This is a genomic window from Bradyrhizobium sp. WSM4874, assembly GCF_055811835.1.
Map to the genome: position 1 here is coordinate 1 of NZ_JBVVPR010000018.1, position 15,977 is coordinate 15,977.

15 protein-coding genes are annotated in these 15,977 nt (G+C 64.7%); 10 read left to right on the forward strand and 5 right to left on the reverse strand.

Annotated features, from left to right (window positions below):
* Positions 1-189: 189 nt before the first annotated feature.
* The 4 genes from AC0L3P_RS19475 to AC0L3P_RS19490 form a co-directional block, all read right to left on the reverse strand.
* Positions 190-1,263 carry a malate/lactate/ureidoglycolate dehydrogenase gene (locus AC0L3P_RS19475; protein WP_473304085.1) on the reverse strand — a complete coding sequence of 358 codons (1,074 nt, stop codon included), beginning with the start codon at positions 1,261-1,263 and terminating at the stop codon, positions 190-192.
* A gap of 11 nt (positions 1,264-1,274) precedes the next feature.
* Positions 1,275-2,186: an NAD(P)-dependent oxidoreductase gene (locus AC0L3P_RS19480; protein WP_473304087.1), complete on the reverse strand. Its 912-nt coding sequence runs from the start codon at positions 2,184-2,186 to the stop codon at positions 1,275-1,277.
* Positions 2,187-2,198: 12 nt separating this feature from the next.
* Positions 2,199-3,449 carry an allantoate amidohydrolase gene (locus tag AC0L3P_RS19485; RefSeq protein ID WP_473304089.1) on the reverse strand — a complete coding sequence of 417 codons (1,251 nt, stop codon included), beginning with the start codon at positions 3,447-3,449 and terminating at the stop codon, positions 2,199-2,201.
* Between the two features lie 79 nt (positions 3,450-3,528).
* Positions 3,529-4,446, reverse strand: coding sequence for a LysR family transcriptional regulator (locus AC0L3P_RS19490; RefSeq protein WP_275170535.1), 918 nt, complete (start codon positions 4,444-4,446; stop codon positions 3,529-3,531).
* A 120-nt stretch (positions 4,447-4,566) separates the two neighbouring features.
* Between AC0L3P_RS19490 and AC0L3P_RS19495 the strand changes: the two genes are divergently transcribed.
* The 6 genes from AC0L3P_RS19495 (at position 4,567) to AC0L3P_RS19520 (ending at position 10,166) form a co-directional block, all read left to right on the forward strand.
* Positions 4,567-5,382 carry a putative hydro-lyase gene (locus AC0L3P_RS19495; RefSeq protein ID WP_473304091.1) on the forward strand — a complete coding sequence of 272 codons (816 nt, stop codon included), beginning with the start codon at positions 4,567-4,569 and terminating at the stop codon, positions 5,380-5,382.
* Between the two features lie 90 nt (positions 5,383-5,472).
* Positions 5,473-6,717, forward strand: coding sequence for an ABC transporter substrate-binding protein (locus AC0L3P_RS19500; RefSeq protein ID WP_473304094.1), 1,245 nt, complete (start codon positions 5,473-5,475; stop codon positions 6,715-6,717).
* Between the two features lie 171 nt (positions 6,718-6,888).
* On the forward strand, positions 6,889-7,767 hold the full coding sequence (locus AC0L3P_RS19505) for a branched-chain amino acid ABC transporter permease (RefSeq protein ID WP_026233279.1): 879 nt from the start codon (positions 6,889-6,891) through the stop codon (positions 7,765-7,767).
* Complete coding sequence (locus tag AC0L3P_RS19510) at positions 7,767-8,750, forward strand: branched-chain amino acid ABC transporter permease (protein ID WP_275170537.1); 984 nt, start codon at positions 7,767-7,769, stop codon at positions 8,748-8,750. The genes AC0L3P_RS19505 and AC0L3P_RS19510 overlap by 1 nt, the downstream gene beginning before the upstream one ends.
* Positions 8,747-9,478, forward strand: coding sequence for an ABC transporter ATP-binding protein (locus AC0L3P_RS19515; protein WP_007593737.1), 732 nt, complete (start codon positions 8,747-8,749; stop codon positions 9,476-9,478). Before AC0L3P_RS19510 ends, AC0L3P_RS19515 begins: the two co-directional genes overlap by 4 nt.
* On the forward strand, positions 9,462-10,166 hold the full coding sequence (locus tag AC0L3P_RS19520; RefSeq protein WP_473304097.1) for an ABC transporter ATP-binding protein: 705 nt from the start codon (positions 9,462-9,464) through the stop codon (positions 10,164-10,166). Before AC0L3P_RS19515 ends, AC0L3P_RS19520 begins: the two co-directional genes overlap by 17 nt.
* A gap of 159 nt (positions 10,167-10,325) precedes the next feature.
* Here AC0L3P_RS19520 and otnC read toward each other — a convergent pair whose 3' ends face one another.
* A complete protein-coding gene (otnC, locus tag AC0L3P_RS19525) occupies positions 10,326-10,994 on the reverse strand; it encodes a 3-oxo-tetronate 4-phosphate decarboxylase (RefSeq protein ID WP_473304099.1) in 669 nt (222 codons plus the stop codon).
* Positions 10,995-11,097: 103 nt separating this feature from the next.
* Between otnC and ltnD the strand changes: the two genes are divergently transcribed.
* From ltnD to AC0L3P_RS19545, 4 genes are all read left to right on the forward strand, one after another.
* Positions 11,098-12,015, forward strand: a complete 918-nt coding sequence (ltnD, locus tag AC0L3P_RS19530; protein ID WP_007593728.1) for an L-threonate dehydrogenase — start codon at positions 11,098-11,100, stop codon at positions 12,013-12,015.
* A gap of 14 nt (positions 12,016-12,029) precedes the next feature.
* Positions 12,030-12,812 (forward strand): 2-oxo-tetronate isomerase, encoded by a 783-nt coding sequence (otnI, locus tag AC0L3P_RS19535; RefSeq protein ID WP_275170541.1) that lies wholly within the window; start codon positions 12,030-12,032, stop codon positions 12,810-12,812.
* Positions 12,809-14,098: a 3-oxo-tetronate kinase gene (gene otnK, locus AC0L3P_RS19540; RefSeq protein ID WP_473304103.1), complete on the forward strand. Its 1,290-nt coding sequence runs from the start codon at positions 12,809-12,811 to the stop codon at positions 14,096-14,098. The genes otnI and otnK overlap by 4 nt, the downstream gene beginning before the upstream one ends.
* Positions 14,099-14,265: 167 nt before the next feature.
* Entirely contained in the window at positions 14,266-15,957 is a 1,692-nt protein-coding gene (locus AC0L3P_RS19545) for a methyl-accepting chemotaxis protein (protein WP_275170543.1), read from the forward strand.
* The last annotated feature ends 20 nt before the right edge of the window (positions 15,958-15,977 follow it).

Below are 15,977 nucleotides of genomic sequence, written 5' to 3' on the forward strand. Positions count from 1 at the left end.
AAGGCGGTTGCGGAGATGGTGGATTGAGCCGAGTTACCAACCACGGGTCGTCCCGGCGAAGGCCGGGACCCATAACCCCAGGAGTGGCTGTGGAGTGAAGCTGGTAACTCCGAGCCTTCGCCAAACTGCTTTTTGTGGTTATGGGTCCCGGCTTTCGCCGGGACGACCAATCTGAGTCTATGACTCCAATCAGCCCGCGATCTTCTCGATCGCCGCCTCGTCGAGCCCGAACGTTTTCCCAGCCAGCAAAATATCCCGCCATGTGGTCGGATCGACCGGGATGCCTTCCGCGAGCCGCTTCTTCTTCGTCTCGCGTTCGGGCTCACCCGCGATCTTCACCTTGTCGACACCGGGGGCCGGAGGTGAGCCGGTGTGCCATGCGACGAAGCTCTCGACTTCGCGCGCGAGATTCTCCGCGGTGCCGAGTTTGGTCGGATCTATGATGATCGAGAGCATGCCGTTGAGGACGTTGTACTTGCCATCGGATGGGCCCTTGACCACTTGCCCGCCGGAGAGTGCGCCGCCGAGGATTTCGCACACCAGCGCGAGCCCCGAACCCTTGTGCTCGCCGAACGGCAGGATGGCGCCGTGCGGCGGGATCACGGTGTACCGCGGGTTGGTGGTCGGCTTGCCCTCGTTGTCGATGATGGTGCCGGGCTCGAGCTCGACGCCCTTGTTGTGGGCGACGCGGGTCTTGCCCTGCGCGATCCTGCTGGTGGCGAAGTCGAGCACGATGGGGTCTTTGCCCGCGCGCGGGATGCCGACGCAGAACGGGTTGGTGCCGTGACGCCCATCGCTGCCGCCCCACGGCGCCACGATGGGACGCGAGATCACGTTGACGAAGTGAATCGAGACCAGTCCGTGGTCGATGCACTGCTCGGCCCAGTGGCCGATGCGCCCGATGTGGTGCGAGTTGGAGAGGCCGACGAGACACACGCCGTTGCGCTTGGCGCGCTCGGCCGCCAGCTCCATCGCTTCATGGCCGATGACTTGGCCATAGCCAGTGAGGCCGTCGAGCGTGAGAAGCGGACCGGTGTCGAGCACGATCTTGACGTGCTGGTTCACGGCGAGACCGCCCGTGGTGACGCTTTGGACATAGCGCGGGATCATGCCGACGCCGTGGGAGTCGTGCCCCTTGAGGTTTGCCTCGACCAGGTTGGTGGACACGAGCTCGGCCTCGCGGTCCGTGGAGCCGCCGGCCTTGACGATGGCACTGATGGCTTCGATGAGCGGCTGTGCCTTGATGGTGCGGTAATCGGCCATTGGTGTTGCTCTTATCCCTTCACGATCCGGCGGCAGTGCTCCCACGCCGCGCCAATCAGGTTTTCGCTCGCCTCCGGGGTCCGGAACGCCGAATGCGCCGACAACGTCACGTTCGGCAGTTTTGTCAGCGGATGATCGCCGGGCAATGGCTCGATATTGAAGACGTCGAGGCCGGCATGGCGGATGTGGCCCGACTTCAGCGCGTCGATCATGGCGGCCTCGTCGATGACGGCGGCGCGGGCGGTGTTGATGAGGATGACGCCCGGCTTCATCTTCGCGATCATCTCGCGGGTGATCATGCCGCGCGTCTCATCGTTGAGCAGCAGATGCAGCGATACGACGTTTGCTCTCGCCAACACCGAATCGAGATCGAGGAATTCCACGCCCGGATAGCTCTTCGGCGAGCGGTTCCAGGCGATCACCTTCATGCCGCTGCCCGAGGCAATGCGCGCGACTTCCCCGGCAATGCCGCCGAAGCCGATCAGGCCGAGCGTCTTGCCGGTGAGCTGCATGCCGTCTTCGCGCAACCAGTTTCCGCCGCGCATCTCGCGGTCCATCATCGCGATGACGCGGGCCGAAGCCCACATCAGCGCGATCGCGCATTCCGCCACCGCCGTGTCGCCATAGCCCTTGATCAGGTGCACGGAGATGCCGAGCTCGGCGAGCTCTTCCGGGTTCATGTAGCTGCGCGCGCCGGTGCCGAGGAACACGACGTGCTTCAGCCCCGCGCACTTCTTCGCGACATCGGTCGGCAGCGCGGTGTGGTCGACGATCGCGATTTCGGCGCCGTCGAGGATTTCAGGATATTGCTCGGGCTTGATGTCGGGATCCCTGTGGATCCGCACCTTGGGATCGCCGGGCTGCTCCAGCCGCTCCATGATTACGGCCAAGGCTTCATTGGCGTCGACGAAAACTCCGCGCATGGCTCTCTCCGGTCAGGATGCGACGCCGGCGATCGCCAGCACAGTGTGCATGAGGACGTTGGTGCCCGCGGCGCAATCGGGCTGCGTGGCGTCCTCCAGCTCGTTATGGCTGATGCCGTCCTTGCAGGGCACGAACACCATTGCGGCCGGCATGATTGTGTTGAGGTTGCAGGCGTCGTGGCCGGCGCCGGAGGTGATGCGGCGAGAGGAATAGCCGAGCGTCTTCGCCGCGTTCTCGACGGCTGCAATCAACTTGGGATCGAAATGCGTCGGCGGCTTGCGCCAGACCAGGTCGATCTTCACCTCGACCTTGCGGCGTGCGGCGATCTCGGCAATCGCGCTGCGCAGATCGCGATCGAGCGCATCCATGATCGCGCCATCCGCACTGCGGCAATCCATCGTGAAGGCGATCTCGCCGGGAATGACGTTGCGGGAGGGGTTTGCGATCACGGCCTCGCCGATGGTGCCGACTGCCTTCGGCCCGTGCTTCCTCGCAATGGTCTCCATCGCCAGCACGATCTCGGACAGCGTCGCCAACGCATCGCGCCGCAGCGGCATCGGCGTCGATCCGGCATGGCTCTCGAAGCCGGAAATCTTGCCGTCGTACCAGAGCACGCCCTGGCCGGAATCGACCACGCCGATGGTCTTGCCTTCGGCTTCCAGGATCGGACCCTGCTCGATGTGCAGCTCGACGAAACAGCCGAGCTTCTGGAAGCCGACCGGCTTGTCACCGCGATAGCCGATGCCGTCGAGCGCCTGGCCGACGGTGACGCCTTCGACGTCCTTGCGCGACAGGATGTCGTCGGTGGTGAAGTCGCCGACATAGGCGGCGGAGGCCATCATCGCGGGAGCGAAGCGCGAGCCCTCTTCGTTGGTCCAGTTGACGACGCAGATCGGAGCCTCGGTTTCGATCCCGGCATCGTTCAGCGTGCGGATCACTTCGAGCGCACCGAGCGTTCCCAGAATGCCGTCATACTTGCCGCCGGTGGGCTGCGTGTCGAGATGCGAGCCGATGCCGACGGGCAGCTTCGACATGTCGCGTCCCTTGCGCAGGCCGAACTGCGAGCCGAGCGCATCGGTGTGCACCTCTAAGCCCGCGTTCTCGCATGCCTTGCGGAACCAGTCGCGCACCAGCTTGTCCTCTGCGCTCAGCGTCAGCCGCCGCACGCCGCCCTTGGCCGTCGCGCCGAACTGCGCGGTCTCGTGGATGGAGCCCCAGAGGCGGGCGGAATCGATTTGCAAATTTGTGGCGGCTCGGCTCATGCGGTCAGTCCATCTTAGCTGTCATTCCGGGTTCGCTCTTCGAGCGCCCCGAACGACGAAAGAAAATCCGGCGCCTGTTTCAATGACGCGCCGGCGCGGGCGCGTCAACTGCGAGGCTGCTCTGCGCGATCTGACATGCAAGCTCGGCGACCCGTTCCACCGCCACGACATCGGGCGAGGCGAGCCAGCTCGCGGTGAATGTCAGCGGCGCGATTTTGAGATCGGTGTCGAGCAGTTGCAACCGCCCGTCTGCGAGCTCGCTCTCGACTATGGCGTCGGGGATCACGGCGATGCCGAGGCCCTCCACCGCCATGTGGATGACGGTCGCAAGCGAGGCGGAGGCGTGCAGCCGGATCGGCGGCAGCTCCGGCCGATCGAACACTTCGCGCACGACCTCGTAAGGCTTGGTCTTGCGCGGGAAGGTGATGATCGGAAAGCGCGCGAGATCCGCCGGCGTCACTGGACCCTTGCCGAGCCCGAGCGAAGGACTTGCCAGAAAGCCGATCGGATAATCGGCGAGCACGCGGTTGTGGACGCCGGAGGCCGACAGCGGCCCGACCACGAACGCCAGCTCGATCTCCTGGGCGAGCAGGCGCGCGGTCAGGTTCGGCGTGATGTCGACCTCGATCTCCAGCGACAGGTTCGGGTAGACCTCGTTCATGCTCTTCACCAGCCGCGGCAGCCAGGTGTGCACGATGGTTTCGGCGACGCCGAGCCGCATCACACCGCGCATCGCCGAGCGGTCGCCGATCTCGGCGATCATCGCCGCCCGCAGGCCGATCAGCTTCTCCGCGTAGACCATCATCTGCCGGCCGCTCGGCGTCGGCGAGGCCACGCGATGGTCGCGATTCAGGAGCTTCACACCCATCTCGCGCTCGAGCTGGGCGATGCGCTGGGAGATCGCCGGCTGGGTCGTGTTGAGGCGTGCTGCGGCCCCGCGAAAGCTGCCGAGCTTCACAACCCAAAGAAACGTCTCGATCGATCTGAAGTCCAGCATTGGAAGGATTTTCCCATCCGATAAATGAAATTTATCGATATTGATTAGAAAGGAAGATTAGACTTTATAGCACGCGTGGTGTTGGCTTGTCTTTGTCGAGTTTATAGGCAGGTCCATCCCATGACTGTTTTGGTGGCAGTGCAGCAAACTGAAACGCCCGACACGCTCCCCAGCCGCAAGGCAAGGCTTGCGTACCGCGAGGGGCTGGTCGCCTCCACCGCCGGCGTCGCCCCCGGCTTCGTCCAGGGCAATCTGGCGATCCTGCCGGCCGAATATGCCGGCGCCTTTCACCGCTTCTGCCAGCTCAATCCGAAGCCGTGCCCGATCATCGGCATGTCCGACGTCGGCAGTCCGCACATCCCGGCGCTGGGCGCCGATCTCGACATCCGCACCGACGTGCCGCGTTATCGCGTCTGGCGCGACGGCGAGGTGGTGGACGAGCCGACCGACGTCACCCAGTACTGGCGCGACGATCTCGTGACCTTCGTGCTCGGCTGCTCGTTCTCGTTTGAAGAGGCGCTGCTCGACGAGGGCATGCCGATCCGCCACATCGAGCACAATGTGCGCGTGCCGATGTATCGCACCAACATCGCCTGCGGCGAATCCGGTCCCTTCGCCGGTCCCATGGTGGTGTCGATGCGTCCGTTCAAACCGGCGGATGCGATCCGCGCGGTGCAGATCACCTCGCGCTATCCGGCTGTGCATGGCGCGCCCGTGCATCTCGGCCATCCGCATCTGATCGGCATCAAGGACATCGCCAAGCCCGATTATGGCGATCCGGTGCCGGTCGCCGACGACGAGATTCCGGTGTTCTGGGCCTGCGGCGTGACACCGCAATCGGTCATCAACGCCGCCAGGCTGCCGTTCGCGATCACGCATTCGCCCGGCCTGATGCTGGTGACGGATCTCAAGAACAGGACCATGGCCGTGATTTAGTGGGCAGCGTTTGCTGCTTCTTCGGGCTTTACCGCATCCACCAATCGCTTCATTCGATCAGCCGAAATTCAGTAACAAGAGGACTTTGCCATGACGATCACTCGCCGCGACGTATTGTTGGGAGCCACCGCTACGGCCGCGCTAGTGCCGCTGGCAGCGCGCGCTCAGACTTCGGAAGTCGTGATCGGCGTGATCTATCCGTTCTCCGGCGGCAGCGCGCAGCAGGGCGTCGACGCGCAGAAGGCGTATGAGACCGCGCTCGAGGTCATCAACAAGGACACCGATTTCGACCTGCCGCTGGCGAAGGGCGCGGGCCTGCCGGGTCTCGGCGGCGCCAAGGTCCGGCTCGTTTTCGCCGACCACCAGGCCGATCCGCAGAAGGGCCGCGCCGAGGCCGAACGCCTGATCACGCAGGAGAAGGTCTCCGCCATCATCGGCACCTATCAGAGCGCAGTCGCCGTCACCGTCAGCCAGATCTGCGAGCGCTACCAGATCCCGTTCGTCTCCGCCGACAACTCCTCGCCGAGCCTGCATCGCCGCGGCCTGAAATATTACTTCCGCGCCTCGCCGCACGACGAGATGTACTCGGCCGCGATGTTCGACTTCTTCGATGCCTTGAAGAAGAAGGGCACCAAGATCGAGACGCTGTCGCTGTTCCACGAGGACACCATCTTCGGCACCGATTCCGGCAACGCCCAGGCCAAGATCGCCGGCGAGCGCGGTTACAAGATCGTTTCCGACATCAAGTATCGCGCCAACTCGCCCTCGCTCTCGGCCGAGGTGCAGCAGCTCAAGAGCGCGAACGCCGACGTGCTGATGCCCTCGAGCTACACCACCGATGGCATCCTGCTGGTGAAGACCATGGGCGAGCTCGGTTACAAGCCGAACGCGATCGTGGCGCAGGACGCCGGCTTCTCCGAGAAGGCGCTCTACGACGCCGTCGGCGACAAGCTCGAAGGCGTGATCTCGCGCGGCACCTTCTCGCTCGATCTCGCGCAGAAGCGCCCGATGGTCGGCAAGATCAACGATATGTTCAAGACGCGGTCGGGCAAGGATTTCAACGATCTCACCTCGCGTCAGTTCATGGGCCTGATCATCCTCGCCGACGCCATCAGCCGCGCCAAGTCGACCGACGGCGAGAAGATCCGCGACGCGCTGGCCGCCACCGACATCCCGGGCGAGCAGACCATCATGCCCTGGAAACGCGTCAAGTTCGACGAGATGGGTCAAAACAACGACGCTGACCCGGTGCTCCTGCAATATGTCGGCGGCAAGTTCGTCACCATCTTCCCGCCGCAGGCCGCAATCGCCGAGGCGATCTGGCCGATGAAGTAAGACACGGCGAGCGGGAGCAGGGAAGCAAATCGAGATCGTCGCAAGAGCCTCGTCATTGCGAGGAGCGAAGCGACGAAGCAATCCAGACTGTCTCCGCGACGAGATTCTGGATTGCTTCGCTTCGCTCGCAATGACGGAGCAGACGATGATATTTCGAGCAGGGGACCACCGGTGACAGCCCAAACCATTATCCAAAGTCTCGCGAGCGGCCTTCTCATGGGTCTGCTCTACGGACTGATCGCCGTCGGCCTCGCGCTGATCTTCGGCCTGATGGACGTCGTGAACTTCGCCCATGGCGAGTTCCTGATGATCGCGATGTATGTGAGCTTCTTCCTGTTCACGTTCTTCGCCATCGACCCCTTGCTGTCGGCGCCGCTGGTGGCCGCCGCGCTGTTCGTATTCGGAGCGGTGGTCTATTTGTTGATCGTACGCTTCGCCATGCGGGCCAAGGCCAATGCCGGCATGGTGCAGATCTTCTCCACCTTCGGCCTCGCCATCGTGATGCGCGGCCTCGCCCAGTTCTTCTTCACGCCCGACTATCGCAGCGTTCCGCAGTCCTGGCTTGGCGGCAAGACGATCTCGATCGCCGGGGTCTTCCTGCCCGAGCCGCAGCTCATGGGTGCGCTGGTTTCGATCCTGGCGTTTGCCGGCCTCTACTTCTTCATCCATCGCACCGATTTCGGTCGCGCGCTGGAGGCCACCCGTGAAGATCCCGGCGCGGTGGCCCTCGTCGGCATCGACAAGAATCGCGTGTTCGCGCTCGGCTGGGGGCTTGGTGCCGCGCTGGTCGGCCTTGCCGGAGCGATCATGGCGAGCTTCTTCTATATCTATCCTGACGTCGGCGCATCCTTTGCGCTGATCGCCTACGTCACGGTCGCGCTCGGCGGCTTCGGCAGCGTGTTCGGCGCTTTCGCCGGCGGGATCATCGTCGGCCTCGTCGAGGCCACGACCGCGCTGGTGCTGCCGCCGTCGCTGAAATCGGTCGGCATTTACGCTGTCTACCTGCTGGTCGTCTTCATCCGGCCGCGCGGCCTGTTCGGATCGATGTGATGGACAAGGATTTCGCCACGCGGCGCCGCCGCGACCTCATCATCGCCGCGGTGCTGACCGCCCTGGCGGCGCTCGCTCCCCTGTTCATCAAGGACGTCTACGTCCAGAATATCCTGATCCTGACCTTGATGTATGCGGCGCTGTCGCAGAGCTGGAATATTCTCTCCGGCTATTGCGGGCAGATCTCGCTGGGACATGCGCTCTATTTCGGCATCGGCGCCTACACCACCGAGCTCCTGTTCACCAAGTTCGGCGTGCTGCCATGGTTCGGCATGCTCGCCGGCGGCGCAGTCGCGGCCGCGATCGCGATGGGGCTCGGCTATCCCTTCTTCCGCTTGCGCGGCCATTACTTCGTGATCGCGACCATCGTGATCGCCGAGATCGGGCTGCTGCTGTTCCAGAACTGGGAATGGGCGGGGGCCGCGATGGGAATCACCATTCCGGTGCGCGGCGACAGCTGGCTGAAATTCCAGTTCATGCGCAGCAAGCTGCCATACTTCTATTTCGCGCTGGTGCTGTGTAGCCTCGCCTGGTTCGTCACCTGGTGGCTGGAGGACTCCAAATGGGGCTTCTGGTGGCGCGCGGTGAAGGACAATCCGGAAGCGGCCGAGAGCCTCGGCGTCGTCGTGTTCAACTCCAAGATGGGCGCGGCTGCCGTCTCCGCTTTCCTCGTTGCCATCGGCGGCGCCTTCTATGCGCAGTTTCTTGCCTATATCGATCCTGAAAGCGTCATGGGCTTCCAGTTCTCGCTGCTGATGGCGTTGCCGGCCGTGCTCGGCGGCATCGGCACTCTCTGGGGGCCCGTGTTGGGGGCGGCCATCCTGATCCCGATGACGGAGCTGACGCGCTCCTATATCGGCGGCTCCGGCCGCGGCGTCGACCTGATCGTCTACGGCACGCTGATCGTGCTGATTTCGCTCGCCCTGCCGCAGGGTCTGGTGAGCCTGTTCTCTCGTGCGAAGCGGAAGGGAGCGACGCGATGACCCCGCTGCTTGAAACCCGCGGCGTCTGGCAGCGGTTCGGCGGCCTCGTCGCCAACAGCGACGTCTCGATCTCGGTCGGCCGCGGCGAGATCGTCGGCCTGATCGGCCCGAACGGCGCCGGCAAGTCGACGCTGTTCAATCTCATCGCCGGCGTGCTGCCGCCGACGCAAGGCTCGATCTGGTTCGACGGCGAGGATGTCACCAGCATGCCGGCCGCCGAGCGCTGCCAGCGCGGCGTCGGTCGCACCTTCCAGGTCGTCAAGAGCTTCGAGACCATGACTGTCATCGACAACGTCATCGTCGGTGCGCTCGTGCGCAACACCGTGATGCGCGAGGCCCGCCGCAAGGCGCATGAGGTGCTGGAATTCACCGGCCTTGCCGCGCGGGCCAACGTGCTCGCGAGCGACCTCGTGCCGGCCGAAAAGCGCCGCCTCGAAGTCGCGCGCGCGCTTGCGACCGAACCAAAGCTGCTGCTGCTCGACGAAGTCCTCACTGGTCTTACGCCGACAGAGGCGCAGACCGGTGTGGCGCTGGTGCGCAAGGTGCGTGATGCCGGCATCACCGTGCTGATGGTCGAGCACGTCATGGAGATCGTGATGCCGCTGGTCGATCGCGCCATCGTGCTTGACCTCGGCAAGGTGCTGGTCGAGGGCAAGCCCACTGAAATCGTCCGCGATCCCAAGGTGATCAGCGCATATCTGGGAGATCGTCATGCTGTCGGTGCGTGAAGTCACGACCGCCTATCAGGGTCTGGTCGCGATCTCCGCGGTCAGCATCGAGGTCGCCAAGGGCGAGATCGTCTGCGTCGCCGGCGCCAACGGCGCGGGCAAGTCGACGCTGCTAAAATCCATCGCCGGCGCCGAGCGACCGCGTTCGGGCACGGTGACGTTCGACGGCAAGCGCCTCGACGGCATGGCGCAGCATCATATCACCGCCACGGGCATCGCCTATGTGCCGGAGAACCGCCGCCTGTTTCCGCGCCTCTCCGTGCGCGACAACCTGCGCCTCGGCAGCTATCTCTACCGCGGCGAGGCCGACCGCGAGAGTCCGCTCGATCTCGTGTTCCAGCTGTTTCCGCGTCTCTCGGAACGCCTTGACCAGCGCGCCGAGACGCTCTCCGGCGGCGAGCAGCAGATGCTCGCGATCGGCCGCGCACTGATGACGCGCCCGCGGCTATTGATGCTGGACGAGCCCTCGCAGGGCATCATGCCGAAGCTGGTCGACGAGATCTTCCAGGCCGTCAAGCGCATCCGCGATGCCGGCATGACAGTCTTGATTGTCGAGCAGCGCATGGCGGAGTGCCTGGAAATCGCCGACCGCGCCTACATCCTGCAAACCGGCCGCGTGCTGATGCAGGGCGCAGCAAGCGAGATCAAGGGCAATCCGGACGTGCGCAAGGCGTATCTGGGGCTGTAACTAGACTGCCGCAGCAATCTCTACCGTCATCCTGAGGTGCGCGCCCTTCGCGCGCCTCGAAGGATGAGCCGCAAGCGCCTGTAGCCCATCCTTCGAGGCTCCCGGCACGATGCTTCGCATCGCGCCACTCGCACCTCAGGATGACGGCGGTACGTGTGGTTAGTGCCCATGCTCCGGCAGCGATACCCCGAACACCTTCACCAGATCCGTCACCTGCTCCGGAGACAAATACCGCGGGTTCATCCCGCGCAGCAGCAGGTACAGCTTCGCCGTCTCCTCCAGCTCCTCGGTCGCGAACACCGCGGCTTCCAGCGTATCGCCGGCAACGACCGGACCGTGATTGGCGAGCAGCACCGATGAATATTTCCCCGCCAGCCCCTTGATCGCATCGGGGACCGCGGGATCGCCGGGGCGGTAATAAGGCACGAGCGCGGTGGCGCCGCATTTCATCAGATAATAGGCCGTCATCGGCGGCAGCGCGGCGCGCGGGTCGATCTCCGGGAGCATCGACAGCGCGACCGAATGGGTGGAATGCAGATGCACGATCGCCCTTGCGCTCCCGCGCGTGGCGTAGAGCGCGGTGTGCAGCGGAACTTCCTTGGTCGGCGCATCGCCCGAAACCAATCGGCCCTGATCGTCCAGCCGCGACAGTTTTGCGGGATCGAGAAAGCCGAGCGAGGCATTGGTCGGCGTCACCAGCCAGCCGCCACCGTCCAGCCTGACGCTGATATTGCCGGAGGAGCCGGGCGTCAGCCCACGCTCGAACAGGGACCGTCCGAAGCGGCAAATGTCTTCGCGCAGCCGCGTCTCGTTGCTCATGGCCGTCATGTCCGTTTGTCTCACGCTTTGGCAGCGCGGCCAAGCCGTGTTATTCGGTTGCCAAGCTGCCGCAAAGGGCGGCCCTCCGGGAAACGTCGCAAGGATCAGTTGTATGTCCGCCTCCACGTCACAGAATCAGCGCATCGCCGTCATCGGGCTCGGCTCGATGGGGTTTGGCATGGCGACCTCGCTGAAGCGCGCCGGTCATGTCGTCACCGGCTGCGACGTCTCGGCTGATGCGGTCGCGCGTTTCGTGACGGAGGGCGGCGCGGGCGCCAAGACGCCGGCTGAAGCCGCCAAGGGCGCCGACATCGTCGTCAGCGTCGTCGTCAATGCCGCGCAGACCGAGACGATCCTGTTCGGCAAGGATGGCGTCGCCGAAACCATGGCCAAGGACAGCGTCTTCCTGTCGTCGGCAACCATGGATCCCGACGTGGCGCGGCGTCTCGCCAAGCAGTTGGAGGCGACCGGCCGGCACTATCTGGATGCGCCGATCTCCGGCGGGGCGCAGCGCGCAGCGCAGGGCGAGCTGACGATCCTCGCCTCCGGCAGTCCGGCTGCGTTTGAGAAAGCGCGGCCCGCGCTCGATGCCATGGCCGCAAAGCTCTACGAGCTCGGCGATGCCGCAGGCCAGGGCGCCGCCTTCAAGATGATCAATCAGTTGCTCGCCGGCGTGCATATCGCCGCGGCCAGCGAGGCGATCGCGTTTGCGGCCAAGCAGGGTCTCGACATCCGCAAGGTCTATGAGGTGATCACGGCGTCCGCCGGAAACTCCTGGATGTTCGAGAACCGCATGCCGCACGTGCTCGACGGCGATTACACGCCGCGCAGTGCGGTCGAGATCTTCGTCAAGGATCTCGGCATCATCCAGGACATGGCGCGCAGTGCCAGATTCCCGGTCCCGGTCTCCGCCGCAGCGCTCCAGATGTTCTTGATGACGTCAGCCGCCGGTATGGGCCGCGACGACGACGCCTCGGTGGCACGAATGTATGCGCAGGTCACGGGCGTCAAGCTGCCCGGCGACAAATAGACAAGAGGATTCCCATGCCCCGTTTTGCCGCCAATCTCTCGATGATGTTCACCGAGGTGCCGTTCCTCGACCGCTTCGACGCCGCAGCGGCGGCCGGCTTCACCGCCGTCGAGTTCCTCTTTCCCTATGAGCATCCGGCCGAGGCGGTCGGCGAGCGGCTCAAGCGCAACGGCTTGACCCAGGCGCTGTTCAATCTGCCGCCGGGCGACTGGAATGCCGGCGAGAAGGGCTTTGCGGCACTCCCGTCGCGATTCCCCGAGCTGAAGGCGAGCCTGGAGACGGCGCTGCCCTACGCCAAGGCGACCGGCGTCAAGCGGCTGCATTTGATGGCGGGCATCGCCAACCGCGGCGAGCGCGTCGCCATCGAGGCGTTCTACAAATCAGTGGCGTGGGCCGCCGAGTTCTTTGCGCCGCACGGCATCGACATCGTGCTCGAGCCGATCAATGCGCGCAACGTGCCCGGTTATTTCCTCAACGATTTCGGATTCGCGCGCGACCTGATCCAGGAGCTGCGGCTTCCGAACCTCAAGCTCCAGTTCGACATCTATCACTGCCAGATCATCCATGGCGACGTCACGATGCGGCTGCGCGAGATGATGCCGCTCATCGGCCACATCCAGATCGCCAGCATCCCCTCGCGCAACGAGCCTGACGGCGAGGAGCTGAACTATCCGTTCCTGTTCGACGAACTCGACCGGCTCGGCTATGCCGGCTTCGTCGGCTGCGAATATAATCCGCGCGGCAAGACCACCGACGGCCTTGCCTGGTTCAGGCCTTATGCGGGAGTGAAGCCGTGACATTTGCAGCGAAAATATCTCTTGGCTGCATTGCCGACGACTACACCGGCGCCTCCGACCTCGCCAACACGCTGACGCGCGCCGGCCTGCGCACCGTGCAGACCATCGGCGTGCCCGCGGACGATCTTGCGCTGCCCGAGGTCGACGCCGTCGTGGTGTCGCTGAAGAGCCGTTCGATCGAGGCCGGCCTTGCCGTGTCGCGCTCGCGCGCGGCCGAGACATGGCTGCGCGGCCGCGGTGCGAGCCACGTACTCTTCAAGATCTGCTCGACCTTCGATTCCACCGATGCCGGCAACATCGGCCCGGTGATGGACGCGCTGCGCGCCGATTGCGGCGAGGCGACCGTGCTGGTGACGCCGGCCTTTCCGGAGACCGGCCGCACCGTCTACCAGGGCAATCTGTTCGTCGGCGCCGTGCCGCTGAATGAGAGCCCGCTGAAGGACCATCCGCTCAACCCGATGCACGATTCCAACCTGGTGCGCGTGCTGGCGCGCCAGAGCAGGACGCAAATCGGCCTCGTCGACCTCGCCACCGTCACGCGCGGCGCGGATGCCGTGCGGGCGCGGCTGGCCGAACTCGCCGGCAAGGCCGTTGGCGCGGCGATCATCGACGCCGTGTTCGACCGCGACCTTGAGACCATCGGCCTCGTGGCTGTCCAGCATGGGGTGTCGGTCGGCGCCTCCGGCATGGGTCTTGGGCTGGCGCGGGCGCTGGTCTCGACAGGCAAGGTCACATCGACCGCGGCGAGCAGCGAGGCGGGGGCAGCGATCGGAGGACCGGCGGCGTGCCTTGCCGGAAGCTGCTCGCAGGCGACGCTTCAGCAGATTGCCAATGCGGAGCGTGTCATGCCGGTGCTGCATCTCGATCCGGACCGTATAACTACGGGCGAGGACGAGGCGCAGCGCGCGCTGGCCTGGGCGAAGCCGCGACTGGCGGACGGTCCGGTTCTGATCGCATCGAGCTCGACGCCCGATGAGGTCGCCGCGCTCCAGGCGCGCCATGGTCGCGACGCGGCCGGTCATGCCATCGAGCAGGCGATGGCCGACATCGCCGAGGGTCTGGTGCAAGCCGGCGTCAAGCGCCTGGTCGTTGCCGGCGGAGAGACATCCGGCGCCGTGGTCGATCGGTTGAGGATTCCCGGCTTTCTCGTGGGAGCGGAGATCGCGGCGGGCGTTCCGGTGCTGCGCGCGGTCGGTGCTGAAAAAAGCGACATGTTGCTCGCCTTGAAATCCGGAAACTTCGGCGGCGCGGAGTTTTTCTCCGACGCGCTTGGGCTCATGCGCTGAGCGCAGGGCATTTTTAGCGCCCTGTTCATTTGTTTCGGGCTTCGTACTCGTACGGAGTCGTCGTTAACATCTGCTCAGGTGCTTTCGTGTTGGATGTCGGTGCTGCTCCCTTAGGTTGATTCGTAAAATTTCCGGACGCGCCGCCGCGCCAGCACAAGAGACTCCATATGCTCGCCACCATTTCCATTCGCGCCAAGATCATCAGTGTCGTGGCGTTCCTGCTGGTCGCGATGGCCGGCATGGGTCTGCTCGCCGTCATGAAGATGCGGTCGATGAATGCCAACACCGTCGACATCACCACGAGCTGGATGCCCAGCGTGCGCGTGCTCGGCGACCTGCGTGCCGGCGTGATCACTTACCGCAACGTCATCCGAGAGCATATGCTATCGGAAACGCTGGACGAGAAGCTCGCGATGGAAAAGACGCTCGCGACCGTGATCGAGGCCAACATGAAGTTTCGCAAAACTTATGAAGGCATGATCACCTCGCCTGAAGAACGGGCGCTCTACGGAGAATGGTCGAAGCTCTGGGAGGAGTACAAGAAGGGCACCCAGGAGGTCATGGCGCTGTCGCGCAAGGACGCGGGCAAGGTCCCGCACGAAGCGCATGAGCTGAACACGAAGACGGTCAACAAGATCGGGCTTCAGGCCGACGAGGTCCTGAGGAAGGACATCGAGCTGAACACCAAGGGTGGAGACCAGGCGGCTCAGGACGCTGCAGATAGCTACAATTATGCCTTCATGCTGGTCTCGATCATTCTCGGCGCGGCCGTCATCATCGGGATTGGCGTTGGCTTCTACCTCGTCCAGGACGTCTCGAACGGCATCAACTCGATTACCGAGCCGATGCAGGCGCTGGGCAAGGGCGACCTTTCCGCCGAAGTCCCTCATCGCGGCGAGAAGACCGAAATCGGCGCCATGGCCGACGTGCTCCAGATCTTCAAGGAAGCGCTGATCGCCAAGAAGGCCGCCGACGAGGCTGCCGCCGCCGACGCGGAAGCCAAGATCGAGCGCGGTCGTCGCGTCGACAACATCACCCGCGAATTCGAAACCATGATCGGCGAGATCGTCCAGACCGTATCGTCGGCCTCGACCCAGTTAGAGGCCTCCGCCTCGACGCTGACCTCGACCGCCGACCGCTCCCAGCGGTTGGCGACCACGGTTGCCGGAGCGTCGGAGGAAGCCTCGACCAACGTGCAGTCGGTGGCCTCGGCGACCGAGGAGATGGCTTCATCGGTGAGCGAGATCAGCCGCCAGGTGCAGGAATCGGCGCGGATGGCGGGCGATGCCGTCGGCCAGGCGCGCTCCACCACCGAACGCGTCAGCGAGCTCTCGAAGGCGGCCTCGCGCATCGGCGACGTCGTCGAGCTCATCAACACCATCGCCGGCCAGACCAACCTGCTGGCGCTGAACGCGACCATCGAAGCCGCACGTGCCGGCGAAGCCGGCCGCGGCTTTGCAGTGGTGGCCTCCGAGGTGAAGGCGCTCGCCGAGCAGACCGCGAAGGCCACCGGTGAGATCGGCCAGCAGATCTCCGGCATCCAGGCGGCGACCAATGACTCGGTCGGCGCCATCAAGGAGATCTCGTCGACCATCGAGCGTCTGTCGGAGATCTCGTCAGCGATCGCGGCGGCCGTGGAAGAGCAGGGCGCGGCGACCCAGGAGATCGCCCGCAACGTCCAGCAGGCGGCGCAGGGCACCCAGCAGGTCTCATCCAACATCACCGACGTGCAGCGCGGCGCAACCGAGACCGGCACGGCTTCCTCACAGGTGCTGTCGGCGGCGCAGATGCTGTCCAACGACTCCGGCCGGCTCAAGACCGAGGTCAGCAAGTTCCTGACCAACGTCCGCGCCGCTTAGGCCGGCGGGCACGAAATTCC

What these genes read in the sequence shown, in the direction of transcription:
- AC0L3P_RS19510 (WP_275170537.1), top strand. Translation starts at nt 7,767, where the DNA reads ATGGACAAGGATTTCGCCACGCGGCGCCGCCGCGACCTCATCATCGCC.
- AC0L3P_RS19520 (WP_473304097.1), top strand. Translation starts at nt 9,462, where the DNA reads ATGCTGTCGGTGCGTGAAGTCACGACCGCCTATCAGGGTCTGGTCGCG.
- AC0L3P_RS19545 (WP_275170543.1), top strand. Translation starts at nt 14,266, where the DNA reads ATGCTCGCCACCATTTCCATTCGCGCCAAGATCATCAGTGTCGTGGCG.
- AC0L3P_RS19480 (WP_473304087.1), bottom strand. Translation starts at nt 2,186, where the DNA reads ATGCGCGGAGTTTTCGTCGACGCCAATGAAGCCTTGGCCGTAATCATG.
- AC0L3P_RS19495 (WP_473304091.1), top strand. Translation starts at nt 4,567, where the DNA reads ATGACTGTTTTGGTGGCAGTGCAGCAAACTGAAACGCCCGACACGCTC.
- otnI (WP_275170541.1), top strand. Translation starts at nt 12,030, where the DNA reads ATGCCCCGTTTTGCCGCCAATCTCTCGATGATGTTCACCGAGGTGCCG.
- AC0L3P_RS19485 (WP_473304089.1), bottom strand. Translation starts at nt 3,449, where the DNA reads ATGAGCCGAGCCGCCACAAATTTGCAAATCGATTCCGCCCGCCTCTGG.
- AC0L3P_RS19475 (WP_473304085.1), bottom strand. Translation starts at nt 1,263, where the DNA reads ATGGCCGATTACCGCACCATCAAGGCACAGCCGCTCATCGAAGCCATC.
- AC0L3P_RS19490 (WP_275170535.1), bottom strand. Translation starts at nt 4,446, where the DNA reads ATGCTGGACTTCAGATCGATCGAGACGTTTCTTTGGGTTGTGAAGCTC.
- AC0L3P_RS19515 (WP_007593737.1), top strand. Translation starts at nt 8,747, where the DNA reads ATGACCCCGCTGCTTGAAACCCGCGGCGTCTGGCAGCGGTTCGGCGGC.
- AC0L3P_RS19500 (WP_473304094.1), top strand. Translation starts at nt 5,473, where the DNA reads ATGACGATCACTCGCCGCGACGTATTGTTGGGAGCCACCGCTACGGCC.
- otnC (WP_473304099.1), bottom strand. Translation starts at nt 10,994, where the DNA reads ATGACGGCCATGAGCAACGAGACGCGGCTGCGCGAAGACATTTGCCGC.
- ltnD (WP_007593728.1), top strand. Translation starts at nt 11,098, where the DNA reads ATGTCCGCCTCCACGTCACAGAATCAGCGCATCGCCGTCATCGGGCTC.